The sequence below is a fragment of the Bacteroidales bacterium genome (assembly GCA_035353855.1).
Lineage (GTDB): Bacteria > Bacteroidota > Bacteroidia > Bacteroidales > CG2-30-32-10 > DAOQAK01.
This window is the reverse complement of the sequence record DAOQAK010000044.1, coordinates 1-15,833: the sequence shown is the minus strand read 5'-3', so window position 1 is coordinate 15,833 and position 15,833 is coordinate 1. Positions and strand designations below refer to the sequence as shown.

Genomic DNA, 15,833 nt, shown 5'->3' with positions numbered 1-15,833 from the left:
TATAAAAAAATTATTAATTGTTTTATAAAAATTATTAATTAGTTTTTTATAATTTTGAATAATAAATTGCTAAGATGAAAAAGATATTCCAACTGTTTTTAATTTTATGTATCCTTGCAGCAACTGCACATGCACAGGAAGCTACAAATAAAATTTATAATCCTAATGCCGATGCAAAATCGGATATTGCCAAAGCTGTTGCATCAGCTGATTCTGCTGGAAAACATGTGCTCCTTCAGATTGGTGGCAACTGGTGCCCGTGGTGTATAAAGTTCAATAATTTTTGCAAGAACAATTCGAGTGTTGATTCGGTACTTCAAAAAAATTATGTTGTACTTCATGTCAATTACAGTAAAGAAAATAAAAACCTTGAAGTATTAAAATCACTTGGATTCCCACAGCGTTTTGGATTTCCTGTATTAGTTGTTCTTGACAACAAAGGAAACCGACTACATTTTCAGGATTCAGGTTTTCTGGAACTTGGCGATAATTATGATAAATCAAAAGTATTGACTTTTTTAAAATGTTGGACACCTTCTGCGCTTAACCCTGAAAATTATGAAAAATAGTATGATAAGGATTATTAGAATTTTATTTGTTGCTTTTCTTTTTACTTCTATATTTTCATCGTGTATCGTTGGTAAAAAGAAATATGAAGACTTGCAGTCACAGAAGCTTAAGGTCGATGACCAAAACACGGAACTGACCAACAAGCTGACTATCATGAATACTAAATTCGACAGCCTTTTGAATAAATATAAAGAGCTTGAGAAAAAACAAAAAGAACTTACTGAAACCAGCGCTACTGAACAGGAAAAACTTAATACCGAACTAAAAGCAAAAATTAAATTACTTGAAGAAAGCAATAAAAAAATTGCGGAACTCCAGGCTTTGATTGACAAACAGAAGAAAGCAAGCAAAGACTTGCTCGATAAAATTAAAACTGCATTGTTAGGTTTTACAAAAGATGAACTTACAGTAGAAATGAAAGATGGTAAAGTTTATGTATCCTTATCCGAAAAATTATTATTCAAATCAGGAAGTGCTGTGGTTGATAAGAAAGGGAAGGAGGCGTTGGCTAAAGTAGGAGAGGTGCTTGCCAAACAAAAAGATGTGGATATCGTAATTGAAGGTCATACTGATAATGTACCTTTAAACGGTGAAGTGATAAAAGACAATTGGGATTTGAGCGTACTGCGTGCAACGGCCATAGTGCGTATTTTAACCGAAGATTACAAAGTTGATTCGAAACAAATCATTCCTTCCGGTCGAGCAGATAACGTTCCTGTGGCTGATAATTCAACAAAAGAAGGAAAAGCAAAAAACAGAAGAACAGAAATTATTTTGTCTCCCAAAATTTCTGATTTAATAAAACTTTTAGATATCAATAACTAAAACACATAACAATGAAAAACAAATTATTCTTATTATCAGCAATGGCAGGTATTTTACTAGCATCCTGCGGAATCACAAAAGATGGCGATTTTAATGCAAGAAAATATACCAAATTCCATAAAGGAAATACACAGGTTGTAATTAATTCTGTTAAAACCGAAACACAACCTAGTATTAATAAGAATGTATTAACAGAAAAACAAACGATTGCTGTAAATGAAACACAGCCTGTTTCAAAAGAAATTAAAACAGAAATAAATCGCAAGGAAAAAGAACCAGTTAAAGAAAATTTATTCGCTTCAAATAATTTTAAATCTTCAGCAAAAGGAAATAACGAACAGGTTCAAAAACATGACATTAAAATTAAAGGCTTTTCGAAATATGTTTTAAGACGCCTGGTTGATAAACCAAATACTACATCTGTGTCAGGTGGGGGCGTAAATATTATTGTGCTTGTTATTTTATCAATTATTTTACCTCCATTAGCTGTTTATTTAGCTAGAGGAATAGGAAATGAATTTTGGTTAGATTTAATCTTAACATTGTTGTTCTGGGTTCCGGGAGTTATCTATGCTTTATTAATTTCTTTTGATGTAATTTAATAATATTAAGCACTTTTTTCTATAATTTCAGACCTTGATGAAAGAATATTTCTGACAGGTCTGAATTCTTTTCTGAGCAATTGCCAACGTTCAGGATGTTTATTCAGCAGGTGAATTATTTTATTCCTGTGTTTTTTCATAGCATCAGAAATTGCAGGAGCAGTAATAGGTATATTGCAGGCATTACCAACATTGGCGCTGGTGATGTCCATATTTTTAGCCATCACATCATGTGCTGCCGTTTCCAACTTGTCGAGTAAAAGTATGGTTTTTGAATATTTGTCATACAGTTGAACTTCCTGTGGTTTTGATATTTTACAGGGAACATGAATATCAAAATTCAGGTAATCCTCGGTAATATAAATATCGGATGAATCACTATCAAAATACAATGTACTCACATAGTCTATCGCTTTATGAATTATGCCTTTTAAATCGGTTATATTTCCTTTATAAGTTTTGATTTTCAATAGTGCATCATCAGTTAATATGAAATTTAAATTATGATGATTTTCACTCAACTCTTTAATATATAAATTACACAAATCAGCCAGACTTTGACCGTAATTTATTTTTGATTTTTCCAGTTCTTCTTTAGTTTGTGATAATTTTTTAATCAGCGTTTTGGTGTTCTCATTATATGCTGATAATGCTGTAGTGTTTGTTTTAGTAAATTCAATGAATGTTTTATAAGCATTATAAAGCAGAACACCAATGATTTTTTTATGATCGGAAGTGAGGGATTTATCGCTGTCGGAAACACCGAAATTACTTAGGTCCTTATTAAAATAAAATAATAGGATATCATTCTTTTTGTCTTCTTCATTATAAAAGCCTAATGCAAGAATAACTTTTTCCAATTCTTGAAAAACATCCATTTGTGATTGTTTCTTTTTACTTTGTTCTTCAAATGGAATATCATCTTTACTGAACCAATCAAAATAAGAAACAGATTTCCTAATTTTATCAAATGCTGGATCATGCTCATCAATTGAAATATCTTCAATTATTTTTTCGGAATCAATAACATTTTTGCATGATTTGGCTTTTAATTGTAAAGTTTCGGAACAAAAATAAATGGATACAATTTTTTCAATTCCTGGCAATAGGGATGACGAAAGCTTAATGGCTTTAATAATATGATTTCCGGTAAATGAAAAATTGCTCATATATAATTGCTGTAAAATTAATATCTTAATTTTGATTAAGCAAATATTTAAGCATTAAATTAAGCTTATGATTTAATTAAGTAATTATAAAATTAAACAGCTTAATCAAAATATTAAATATAATATTTAACTTAATTTACTTGATTACAAAGTGTTGTTTAAATATTTTTGTTTTTGAAATTAACGATTTATCAATATTATATTATTAAGTAATTTAAGTATAAAACAAATGATAATTTATAGTCCAAAATCACAGAAACCTGATATTTTTAAAAAGAATACAATTAAAGATATGGAAAAATATAACCGTAACATTTCAAATTCAGAATCGGTCATTAATTTGGAATTAAATAATGATAATCATGAAAAAGATAATTTATTAATAAATAAACCCAATGTATTTTATAAACGGTTATTCGGTTGTATGAAAGAAGGTTTTTATAATCGTATGAAATTATTTTTTGATTATAATGATAAAACCAGGGAAAAAAGGAATACTTTCGAATTAGCGGAAGAATAATAAACTATGAGCCATCTGACACTTGATCTTCATGAAATCTATAATAAAGGGTATTTGATTGACAAAGCCCTTAATGATATTATTAATGAAGCCATTGAATGCAAAATCCGAACTATTGAAATTATTCCGGGAAAAGGAAGCGGACAATTAAAGAAAAAAGTTTTGCGTTTTCTTGATAAACCGGAAATAAAAAAATTATATCATCGTATTGAAAAGGATAGTAAGAATTTTGGAAAGATATATGTTTACTTTAAATTTTAAGTAATCCTATCATATTATTTTATAACAATAATTTCCCCAACATATTGCTGGAAGCGTTCATCCAGCTTCTTTACTTCAATTAAATATACATAAGTACCCGGTATAACATCTTCAATTGAGCCGGCATTATTGAATGTTCCATTCCAAGGTTCAGCAGAAGTCTCCATCCATTTTGTGGTATGAAAAACCAGGTTTCCCCATCGGTTAAAAATATACATTCCGAACGAATCAGCTTCAATATTGGTTCCCTGGGGCGTAAATACATCATTAATACCATCACCATCGGGCGTAAAAGCATTTGGAATATATAAAGTGGAAAATTCTTTTATCTTTATATTAACAGAAGTCGTATCATTACAACCATTTTTGTCTGTAACGGTAACTACATATGTTCCAATAGCTAAATGATTAATGTAAGATGTATTTTGACCTGAATCCCATTGATATGAATATGGTGAAGTACCACCAGTTGCAGAAGCACTGGCTATGCCATCGTTAGTCATTTCTTCTGAAGCATTTGAAATCACTTCTGCCGAAGGTGTTAACGCAATTGGTTCGGATAGGGTAATGGAATATGAATTTTCACATCCCAAACTATCAGTAATGGTTACGCTATATTCACCGGCTGCAAGATTACTTATGGTATTTGATATTTCGCCATTATTCCATAAATACCGGTATGGAGGAAAACCACTTAATGAAGTAACTGATAATGCACCTGTTTTATCTTCATAACATAAAATATCATTAATAATATTTAACGAAGCTGTAGGATTTGCATAAACTGTTATTGATTGCGATACAGTATCAGTGCATGTATATAAATCTGAATATATATAAGTTACCTCATGTGTTCCCTCACCGGCATTAACAGGATTAAAACTCGTACCCGAAATTCCTGTACCTGAAAATATACCATCATCAGGAGAAACATATTGTGATAAATTCACTGGATTTGAATTAATGCATGTTGCAGGTAAAATATCAAAAGTAGCATCTGGTTTGAAATTAATTATATCAATACAACCTACGACTGTATTGTTATTTGCATCTTTAACAGTAACACAATAATGACCTTCGCATAGTTTAGTAGCTGTTGAAGAATCTGTTGCTACAGGATCGTCCCATAAATAAGTATAAGGTGGCGTTCCGCCTGTAACATTAACTGTAGCTTGTCCATTGCAAGAAGAAACGGGAATTGGGTTGCATGCAGCATTACAATTCCCTATAGTTGGGTTTGATGCAGAACTACTCCATGCAGCTCCATCCGGAATCCTTCTCCATGATTCCCCCTCATAATCTGATGGATTATCAGATGTGATATAAGTTATTCTATCTGTAGGAATATTATTATAAGATGATAACGAAGTAGCATTGTTACACCCTGAATACGAAGGAATGCAAGGTGTACACGACATACATGAGTTTGTTTGACTTGCCCATGATATTGCATCTTGTGGAACACCAAAATTATTGTAAAAAGCAAACCATCCACCTGCATTCGGAAACCATAATCGATAGCCTCCACCAAGACAAACATTCCCATTTGTATTATCAACAATAATTTCAATAGTTTTACCGCCATTTTGAACAAGTAAATTCGGTGGAATATTATCAGCATGAATTCCTCTGATTACGACAAAACCTCCAGGAGGAACAATTGTATTTGCAGGAATCCTAAAACCTCCTCCATAATCGGACGTCATATTATCATAAGCATTATTACCAAGATAATAACATGAAATATCAACAGGTTTGCAAACATCTGGATTGTATAATTCAATCCATTCGCCCCAACCTTGGGTTGTTGAATCCTGACCAGGACCTGTTCCATATATAGAACCATCATGACTTGATGGTGTTAACATAACTTCATTAATTAAAATAGAAGGTCCGCTATAATTACAAGGATCACCATTGCAAATTGTATTTATTTGCGAAGTAAAAGAAAGTTGTATCTGAGCATGAATACAATCACTTATAAGTACTATAAATGAGAATTGTATGAAAATGCACTTAATGAATTTCATTTTTGTGTTGATGTGTGTTTGTGCAAAAACAAAATAGAGTGTAAATATAAAGCATCTTTTAATAATCAAAAAATAAAATTATAATTAACCGAAAATAAAATCGCTTTAAATAAAAATAGGGAATGAAAATAAAATTGTATTAGTTTTAAATTTTATAAATGTATTTTAAGTAAAATGTCTTTATGAAATTGAATCTTCATATATTTAAAGCCACTAATTATATGTATAGAATTCAACGAATTGAATAAATATAAATGTCTTATAATAAATATTATGTTAAATAATAAATTTATTTAATAAGGGAGATTTTTATATCTCCCCTAAATAAATTATTAATGTAATAATTTTAATTTTTCATCAACAGCTTTAAGCTTATCATTCATACTAAGTTTTGCATACAGCTTTTTTAATGAAATTAGAGTATTATAATCTTCAGGACTAAGCTCTGATGCCCTTTCTAGTTTTTCTGTAGCAAGTTTATATAAATTATCAACCTTTTCTTTGTATTGTTTAAATTTTGTCATATCAGAAAAATAATTTTCCGATTCTTTTTCTAAACGGATTCCTTCATTAAAATAAATAGCACCTAACATATATATAGCATCAAAATAATCTGATTTTAATTCTATTGATTTCTTATATGCGCTTTCAGATTCGGTAAAAGCTTTTTCTCTTGTTTCTATTGTATTTGATTCATTGTTATACTGATCGTAATATGCATTACCTATTGCATAATAAACTGTTGGATTTGTTGGATCTTTTTCTCTTAATTTATCAAGAGCGGTTTTTGCTTCATTAAATTTATTGGCAGTTAAATATAAATTTGCTTCAGCAATAATAATACTTGTATTATCGGGAAATAATAACTCGCCTTTATCAACTATTTTCTTTCCTTCATTGAACGAACTTAAATCAGTTATAATTGAATCCGTATTATAGTAAGATACTTTTCCATACTCCATTAACATATAAAATTTATTCTTTTCGTATAGCCATTTATCATATTTTGTTTTATTAATTGTTTCCTTTGAAATTTTTGATGGCTTTCCTAATAGTTCAATAACTTTTACTGTATCAGTACCAATATCAATTTTCTTGTAAGGGTTGTCATTTAAATATTTATCCCTATATATGTTAATTAAATTAGAATATACTTCGGCTTTCAGATAATTTATTTTAATAAGTCTTTTATAATATTCAATAGCTTTATCTTGCAATCCGGCATAATCAGCACAAACGGCAGCGTTAAATGTTGGTAATGAATCTGACATAGAAAATGTTGTATAAATAGATGCCGTTTTATCAAAACTATTCATTGCATCTACGTATTTTTTTTCATTATAAAATTCAACAGCTTTATCATAAAATTCCTGGCCGCATACAACTAAATTAAACATGATTTCATTTTCAAATTCTTTTTTTGTATCTAATTCTATAGCTTTTTGATAAGAATCATAAGCTATGTTTAAGGCATTCGAATCAAGGTTTTTATATTTTACATCATCAGATTGATGAATTTTTAAATATAAATTTCCTCTATAATACCATGTTTTTGCCCAATTTTTTGTATCAGTACAAGCATCAGATATAGCTTCATCAATAAATTTTTTGGCTTTATCAAGCTGTCCATTGTTTGTGCAACTGTATGCGCTTACTACCTTAGTCTTACATTGAGCCTGTATATACGTAACGGCAGCAATTAACGCAAGAATTAAAAATGTTCTTTTCATTGTGATGTGAGTTTTAAATTTTATTAAAGAATTAATTAATTTTTAAGGTTTATATAATATACAAAGATTATTCCGTAAAATTATTCATCTTTCTCATTCATGTTGTCTTCAGAAACAACATTAACATTTTCCATATTATCGTCAATATCTGAAATTTCTGAATCATTGTCAGGATTTCCATTTCCATTCAGTTTTTCCTCTTCAATTGGTGTTACAGAAGCAATAGAGTCGTCATCATTCATTTTAATTAAACGAACTCCTTGTGTTGCACGCCCCATAACTCGAAGCGATTTCACTTCCATACGTATCGTAATACCAGATTTGTTGATTATCATTAAATGATCAGTGTCCAATACTTCTTTTAAAGCAATCAGCTTTCCGGTTTTATTTGTGATATTTAGAGTTTTTACTCCTTTACCGCCTCTGTTTGTTATTCTGTAATCTTCAAGTTTGGAACGTTTTCCATAACCATTTTCAGAAACAACAAGAATATCATAAATATCCTTTTCGATACAAACCATTCCAATAACTTCATCATCTTTTCCTGCAAGTGTAATTCCCCTTACACCGGTAGCATTTCTTCCCATCGGGCGAACTTTCGATTCATTAAATCGTATTGCTCGTCCTGAAAGATTAGCCAACAATACTTCATTGGTACCATTAGTGAGTTTTGCTTCGAGCAACTGATCGTCTTCCTTAATATTAATCGCATTTATTCCACTTGACCTTGGACGAGAATATGCTTCAAGTGAAGTTTTCTTTATTGTACCTTTCTTAGTACAAAGTATAATAAAATTATTATTGATGTATTCTTCTTTATCAAGACTTTTAACATTGATAAATGCTTTTACTTTGTCATCAGGCGGAATATTTATTACATTCTGAATCGCTCTTCCTTTGGATGCTTTGGTTCCTTCAGGAACTTCATATACCCGGAGCCAGAAACATTTCCCTTTTTCTGTAAAGAAAAGCATATATTCATGCATTGTTGCAACAAATACATGTTCAATATAATCTTCATCACGGATATCGCTTCCTTTGGAACCTTTACCTCCCCTGCTTTGCACACGGTATTCGGTAAGCATGGTGCGCTTGATATAACCCATATGCGAAATAGTGATTACCACGCTGTCATCAGCAATGGTATCTTCTATTCTGAAATCGGAAGCAGCATGAATAATTTCTGTACGAGGTTTATCGTTATATTTTTCTTTTATTTCAATGAGTTCCTCTTTTATTATCTGCATACACATATTATCATCTTCCAGGATCAACTTCAGACGCTTGATCAGCTCCATCAAATCATTATATTCCTGCTGAAGCTTTTCTCGTTCAAGTCCGGTAAGTTGTTGCAGACGCATTGCCAAAATGGCTTTTGATTGAATTTCCGAAAGGTTGAATTTTTCCATAAGGCCTGTTTTCGCCTCATCCGGAGTTTTTGATGCACGAATTAAAGCAATAACTTCATCAAGATGATCGAGTGCTATTAGTAAGCCTTCCAGTATATGAGCTCTTTTTTCTGCTTCTCTTAATTCATATTTTGTTCTTCTGATTACAACATCATGACGATGTTCAACAAAATAATGGATAAGCTGTTTAAGATTTAAAGTTTGCGGACGACCTTTAACAAGTGCAACATTGTTAACGCTGAATGCGCTTTGAAGCGAGGTACTTTGATAAAGATTATTTAAAACTACATTGGAAACGGCATCTTTCTTAAGGTCGTATACAATGCGCATTCCACTGCGATCAGATTCATCCCTTATATCTGCTATGCCTTCAATTTTTTTATCATTAATAAGGTCAGCCGTTTTTTTAATCATCTCGGCTTTATTTACCTGGTAAGGAATTGAAGTTACAACAATGCGTTCTCTTCCCGATGAAAGTGTTTCAATATTTGCTTCACCTCTTACAACTATTCGCCCTCTACCTGTTTCAAAAGCTTCAATAACGCCATCATACCCATATATAACGCCACCTGTAGGAAAATCAGGAGCTTTAATAAATTTCATCAGCTCAGTAATTGTGATATCGCGGTTATCTATATATGCAATTGTACCATCAATTACTTCACCCAGGTTATGAGGAGGCATATTCGTTGCCATTCCTACTGCAATTCCAGAAGTACCGTTAATAAGAAGATTTGGAATCCTTGATGGTAATACGGTAGGTTCCTCCAGAGTATCATCAAAATTTAGAGTAAAATCAACCGTTTCCTTGTCAAGGTCAGCTAACATTTCTTCTGCTATTTTCTTAAGTCTTGCTTCAGTGTAACGCATTGCAGCCGGACTGTCGCCATCAATGGATCCAAAGTTTCCCTGTCCATCTACAAGCGGATAACGCAATGACCATTCCTGGGCCATTCGCACCATCGCATCATATACCGAAGTATCGCCATGAGGATGGTATTTACCCAATACTTCTCCTACTATTCTGGCTGACTTTTTATAAGGTCTGTTAGACAAATTGCCAAGTTCAAGCATTCCGAAAAGCACCCTGCGGTGAACAGGCTTAAAACCATCTCTTACATCAGGTAATGCACGTGACACAATGACTGACATCGAATAATCGATGTAAGCCGACTTCATTTGGTCTTCAATGTTAATCTGTACTATTTTTTCTCCTTCTGCCATTTTATCTTAATTATTCTCTATGCACGATTTTTGTTAGGTTTTTAAATATTCCACGAAGGTAATATTTTTTAGAAAACCGACAAGTTTTAGTTGTTATTTTTAATACTAACATTATAATGTTGAAAAAATATTCTTTCGTTAGAAGTTGTAGTAACAATAATGTAAGTACATTTGAAGTTAATATGCCCATGTTTATAAGGAGAAATGAGGATACTATGGAAGCAAAATTTTCAAAAAGAGTAAAAGATGTTATTTCATTCAGCAGAGAAGAAGCGTTGAGATTACAAAACGATTATATTGGCGTTGAACATCTATTATTAGGAATTATTCGCGAAGGTGAAGGAATGGCAGTAAAAATACTGAATTATCTTGGCGTTGATACTAATGAATTACGCAGAGGTATTGAACAATCTGTGAAAAATACAAATAGTAAAAACAGGAATATAGAAAACATACCTCTTGTAAAACAAGCTGAACGTATTTTAAAAATTACATATCTTGAAGCAAAGCTTTTTAAAAGCGACCTTATCGGGACAGAACACCTGCTTCTCTCTATTTTAAAAGATGATGATAATATTGCAACAAAAAATTTGAATAATCTAGGTGTAGACTATGATGCCGTGAAATCGGAGCTTCAGTCGATAATATCACAAAACCCTGCTCAGGATAATAAACCCTCTGCTATGAAAGATGACTATTCTCATGGCAATAACCCCGATGATGACGATATGGAAGATAAAGGCGGAGGTTTTGGCGGATCGTTCAATAAAAAGCAGGGAGAATCAAAATCAAAAACACCTGTTCTTGATAATTTTGGACGAGATCTAACACGCCTTGCGGAAGAGAATCGTCTCGATCCTGTTGTGGGTCGTGAAAAAGAACTGGAACGTATAGCACAGATATTAAGCCGCAGGAAAAAGAATAATCCTATTCTTATTGGAGAACCGGGTGTTGGTAAATCAGCAATAGCTGAAGGATTAGCACTACGTATTGTTCAGCGCAGAGTTTCCCGTGCTTTATTCAACAAAAGAATAGTTACGCTTGATATCGCTTCACTTGTTGCCGGAACAAAATACCGCGGACAATTTGAAGAAAGAATGAAAGCCGTTTTAAACGAACTGGAAAAAAACCAGGATGTAATATTATTCATTGATGAAATTCATACTATTGTTGGAGCCGGTGGCGCTTCCGGTTCGCTCGATGCTTCAAATATGTTCAAACCGGCTCTTGCACGTGGCGAGATTCAGTGCATTGGAGCAACCACTCTTGATGAATACCGTCAATATATTGAAAAAGACGGAGCATTAGAAAGAAGATTCCAGAAAATTCTTGTTGACCCTACTTCACCTGAAGAAACAGTGGATATTCTAAATAATATTAAATCGAAATATGAAGACCACCATTTGGTAATTTATTCTGATGAAGCCATCAAAGCATGTGTTACTTTAACTCAGCGTTATATAAGCGATCGTTGTTTACCTGATAAAGCAATTGATGCTATGGATGAAGCAGGTTCTCGTGTTCATATCTCAAATATTCATGTTCCTATCGAGATATTAAATCTTGAAAATAAAATCGAAGAAGTTCGAGAAGGAAAAACCAATGCTATAAAAAGCCAGAAGTTTGAAGAAGCAGCACGTTTCAGGGATATGGAACGCAAGCACCAGGATGAACTTGAAAAAGAGAAAAAACGCTGGGAAGAAGAAGCAAAAATAAACAGAGAAATTGTTAGTGAAGAAAATGTTGCTGAAGTTGTTGCTATGATGACAGGCGTTCCCGTTCAGCGTATTGCTAAAAATGAAGGTGAACGCTTATTGAATATGGAAAGCGATCTTGAAAGTAAAGTAATTGGACAAGATGAAGCAATAAAAAAAGTGGTGCGTTGTATACGCAGAAACCGTGCAGGATTGAAAGATCCAAACAAACCAATAGGAACATTTATTTTCCTTGGGCCTACCGGAGTTGGAAAAACACACCTGGCTAAAGTTCTTTCGAGATATTTGTTTGATACTGATGATGCACTTATTCGTATTGACATGAGTGAATACATGGAAAAATTTGCAGTATCAAGACTTATAGGAGCTCCTCCGGGATACGTTGGTTATGAAGAAGGCGGACAGCTTACTGAAAAAGTTCGCAGGAAACCTTATTCTGTTGTACTTCTTGATGAAGTAGAAAAAGCCCATCCTGATGTTTTCCATTTGTTATTACAAGTGCTCGATGATGGGATTCTTACAGATAGCTTAGGTCGTCGTGTTGATTTTAAAAATACAATTATCATCATGACATCCAATATCGGTTCACGTCAGTTAAAAGATTTCGGTCAAGGTGTAGGATTCTCAACTTCTGCTAAACAAATGCGTGCAGCCGACCATGCTCACGGTGTAATAGAAAATGCATTAAAAAAAGCATTTGCTCCCGAATTCCTTAACCGTATCGATGATGTTGTAATGTTTGATTCATTAAAACGTGAAGATATCCACAAAATCATTGACATTGAACTTTCAGGACTTTATAAGAGAATTCAGGAAATGGGCTTTGAAATTGAAGTAAGCGTTGAAGCAAAAGATTTTATTCTTGAAAAAGGATGGGATGAACAATTTGGAGCTCGTCCGTTAAAACGTGCTATCCAGAAATATATTGAAGATCCACTTGCTGAAGAAATAATTAAAACAAAAATTGCTGATGGAGAAACTATTTCCATAGGATTTGATTCGAAGAAAGAAGAACTTTCAATTAAAATAATTAAAGCTAAGAAAATTCAGAAAGTAAAAAAAACTGAGACTGAAGCGGGAACAGACAACTAATAAAACAAAAGAGGCTGCTTAAATTTAAGGCAGCCTCTTTTGTTAGCAACATTTACAGTTGCATTGGTATAATTAAATCCCAATGAATTTAAATGGTTCGGCTTCTTTAAATTCTTTAACAGCATTACCAGCATAAATTTCATCATTAGCAATAGTAAGTTTTTTCGTTTTTGCTTTTTCAGAAAAATCAACATCTTTAAGATTAACCCAGAAAATATTTGGCGTTAATGCGCTTTCAAAATAATAAACTTTATTTTTCTGATCCGCAACCGTTCTCCACCTTGTACTTGAAATATTTGGTAGTGATGGCGTTGAAATTCCATAAGGCACTGAGCAATTCCTTATAACACTGAATACACTTGCAACAGCAATACGTGTATTATCAGTTTTAGGAATAGCATTTATATAAAATGAAGCTCTAACAAACCTATCAGCAGCCCTGTTAGCGCCAGGCAACATGGTAGTCCCTCCTATTTCTTTCCAGTATTCATTTAACGCTAATTGTTTTTCGAATATCGGAGAATTGGTCATAACCTGGTAAGCTGTATCGTGATGAATTACCAGTTTCCCTTTAACATATTCAAAAATTGCATTATCTCCCAATGTGTCAGAAATTGCCATATGAAGTGTAGCATTTAAATCAGATCCAGGCATTTTATCTGAATAAACAGCAAAGGTTTCTTTTGATAAAAAATTTACAGCTTCATTAACTGTTGCAAAGTTATCTAAAACATATTGTACCCATGTACCTATTGATATCCCAGGTTTGCTTAAATCAATTTTCGGATAAACCGATTCGGCCAACCACAAAAGATTAGCAACTAATCCTTTTTCGTTCATTCCATCAGTTGAACCATTATCACCAAAAGATGTAATAACACTTCCGTATTTTGAAACCCATTTTACTGTATTAGGACCTGTAACACCGTCGCGCTGCAATCCTCTTGGGAAAAGCCACATATTACTTTTTGTTTCGGTTTTCCAGTCCATCGAACGGGCAGTAATAATCATTCCATTTGGTCCGCGATACACAACTCTTGTACATGCTGTTGATTGATACACCTGCAACATAAAAAATGCAAGTACCAATAAAACTAATTTAATTTGTCTTTTCATAATTTTAATTTTTTACTCTTTTTGGTTTATAAATATTGTTAATTACTGGTTTTTATTTAATTCAAATCTTTTTTTGCAAAACCAAAATTATAAGGTACAACAAAACTTATGGTAAAGTTTTTTCCATATCCTTCTTTAAGTTTTGTTACATCGGTTACTTCAACCACCAATCCTGCTATTGACGATAACGGGTTATCTTTCTTAAGCAAATACAATCCACTGCCAAACCCATTTGTCATTTTACCATTAACAAACTTTGTTCTCCAATAATTGTAAATACCCAGTCGCGAAAGTCCGTTAGGCATCCACAAAAAATCGTAGTTAATTGCTACCTGATCGGCAGTATAGTAATTACCACTTCGTGCTTTTACCTTATATACATATGTCCGCGTGGTATTCGATAGTGAATCGAAAACAGTTTTGGAATCGGTTAATTCAATTTCATCAAGGAATTCGTAATTGTTTATTTTCTGATAACCTACAGATATTCCAAACAGTTTATTTTGCCCTGCTCTTAGGTTAAAAGCAATCGATACCGGTAAAGAGTTGAAAGTGGTTTTTGTAACCTGGTCGGTAAAATTCAACATGGGATTATAAATTTTAAATAAAGCGCCTTCATACCCTACTTTTAACGCAATCCAACCATTATATTTTTTTGATTTCGAAAATAAATCCTGTACGCCAAAAATTGCATTCACTTTTGTTCCCGGCGAAACATGTCCGTTGGCAAATAATGAAACAATGCCATCATAAGTTTTTCCGCTTATATCAAAACCATAAAAAAGTTTATTAGTGCTTATCCTGTTTGTGAAGAAAAATTTCAGACTGGCATCGGCAGTGTTAAGCCTGAATGTGCCACCACTGGGTAGAAATATAGCAGTATTCCCTTTCCTGTCTTCAAATATTGATTGTCCGGCATAAGGCTTGGGGTCTTCTTTAATAAGTTGTTCTTTTAGCTTACCCAGATTTTCGTCAATATGCTTTAATGAAGAATCAATACTCTTTAAGTCCTGTGCAAATATGTTAGTGCTGATTAAAATGAATACAAAATAAAATAATAATTTTTTCATATTGCTTTTATAATTGTTTTTTCAATGCAAATACTTACCATCATCACTAAAAGTTATATTAATTTCAGTGATTCAAGTTAAAGATTAATTTAAAAAAGTATACCTATTGAATTATATGATTAGTATGCGCATTGCTTAGCCTGCAAATGTTGTGTGAACATTATAATAGCAAATGCAACTCAATAATAAAATTTATTATACTTTTCAAAACCGTAGCAAATATAAATTTGTTTTAATATATTAAAAAGGATTTTTTTTATTTTAACATTTTTTCATACCATTTTTATACTTCGGCTGTTTGCGTTTGCATATTTAAACTTTGCCAAAACGAGTCTAATCTATTTTGGGAGGTAGAACGATGCGCGGCTTTTGCTGGCGGGACGTCGACCGAGGAACTGTCCGGAGGACAGGACTCGTGAGATGTCCAGCCTTGAGTTAACCAGCGGTTATACTAATGCTGAACAAAAATAGAAAAAATAATTAACAACCCAATGGTTAAA

The 15,833-nt window shown here is 32.6% G+C and carries 12 protein-coding genes; 6 read left to right on the top strand and 6 right to left on the bottom strand.

Annotated elements, in window-relative coordinates; translation table 11 throughout:
* The first annotated feature begins 74 nt into the window (after positions 1-74).
* From PKK00_11385 to PKK00_11375, 3 genes are read left to right on the top strand one after another with little or no spacing between them, the layout of a single operon-like run.
* On the top strand, positions 75-569 hold the full coding sequence (locus PKK00_11385; GenBank protein ID HNW99001.1) for a thioredoxin family protein: 495 nt from the start codon (positions 75-77) through the stop codon (positions 567-569).
* A 1-nt stretch (position 570) separates the two neighbouring features.
* Positions 571-1,395: an OmpA family protein gene (locus PKK00_11380; protein ID HNW99000.1), complete on the top strand. Its 825-nt coding sequence runs from the start codon at positions 571-573 to the stop codon at positions 1,393-1,395.
* 11 nt (positions 1,396-1,406) lie between these two features.
* The gene (locus PKK00_11375; GenBank protein HNW98999.1) at positions 1,407-1,997 is read left to right on the top strand and encodes a YqaE/Pmp3 family membrane protein; all 591 of its coding nucleotides are present in this window, start codon (positions 1,407-1,409) and stop codon (positions 1,995-1,997) included.
* Between the two features lie 5 nt (positions 1,998-2,002).
* Here PKK00_11375 and PKK00_11370 read toward each other — a convergent pair whose 3' ends face one another.
* Entirely contained in the window at positions 2,003-3,166 is a 1,164-nt protein-coding gene (locus PKK00_11370; protein ID HNW98998.1) for a hypothetical protein, read from the bottom strand.
* Between the two features lie 229 nt (positions 3,167-3,395).
* Between PKK00_11370 and PKK00_11365 the strand changes: the two genes are divergently transcribed.
* The gene (locus PKK00_11365; protein HNW98997.1) at positions 3,396-3,686 is read left to right on the top strand and encodes a hypothetical protein; all 291 of its coding nucleotides are present in this window, start codon (positions 3,396-3,398) and stop codon (positions 3,684-3,686) included.
* Positions 3,687-3,692: 6 nt separating this feature from the next.
* The gene (locus PKK00_11360) at positions 3,693-3,947 is read left to right on the top strand and encodes a Smr/MutS family protein (protein HNW98996.1); all 255 of its coding nucleotides are present in this window, start codon (positions 3,693-3,695) and stop codon (positions 3,945-3,947) included.
* A gap of 14 nt (positions 3,948-3,961) precedes the next feature.
* Here PKK00_11360 and PKK00_11355 read toward each other — a convergent pair whose 3' ends face one another.
* The 3 genes from PKK00_11355 to gyrA all read right to left on the bottom strand — a co-directional run bounded on the left by PKK00_11355 (position 3,962) and on the right by gyrA (position 10,340).
* Complete coding sequence (locus PKK00_11355) at positions 3,962-5,977, bottom strand: gliding motility-associated C-terminal domain-containing protein (GenBank protein HNW98995.1); 2,016 nt, start codon at positions 5,975-5,977, stop codon at positions 3,962-3,964.
* Positions 5,978-6,309: 332 nt separating this feature from the next.
* Positions 6,310-7,707 carry a hypothetical protein gene (locus tag PKK00_11350; protein ID HNW98994.1) on the bottom strand — a complete coding sequence of 466 codons (1,398 nt, stop codon included), beginning with the start codon at positions 7,705-7,707 and terminating at the stop codon, positions 6,310-6,312.
* 80 nt (positions 7,708-7,787) lie between these two features.
* Complete coding sequence (gyrA, locus tag PKK00_11345) at positions 7,788-10,340, bottom strand: DNA gyrase subunit A (protein HNW98993.1); 2,553 nt, start codon at positions 10,338-10,340, stop codon at positions 7,788-7,790.
* 215 nt (positions 10,341-10,555) lie between these two features.
* Between gyrA and PKK00_11340 the strand changes: the two genes are divergently transcribed.
* The gene (locus PKK00_11340; GenBank protein HNW98992.1) at positions 10,556-13,147 is read left to right on the top strand and encodes an ATP-dependent Clp protease ATP-binding subunit; all 2,592 of its coding nucleotides are present in this window, start codon (positions 10,556-10,558) and stop codon (positions 13,145-13,147) included.
* A gap of 72 nt (positions 13,148-13,219) precedes the next feature.
* Here the strand turns inward: PKK00_11340 and PKK00_11335 are convergent, their stop codons facing one another.
* Positions 13,220-14,263 carry a linear amide C-N hydrolase gene (locus PKK00_11335; GenBank protein HNW98991.1) on the bottom strand — a complete coding sequence of 348 codons (1,044 nt, stop codon included), beginning with the start codon at positions 14,261-14,263 and terminating at the stop codon, positions 13,220-13,222.
* Positions 14,264-14,319: 56 nt separating this feature from the next.
* On the bottom strand, positions 14,320-15,333 hold the full coding sequence (locus PKK00_11330) for a hypothetical protein (protein ID HNW98990.1): 1,014 nt from the start codon (positions 15,331-15,333) through the stop codon (positions 14,320-14,322).
* Positions 15,334-15,833 lie beyond the last annotated feature (500 nt).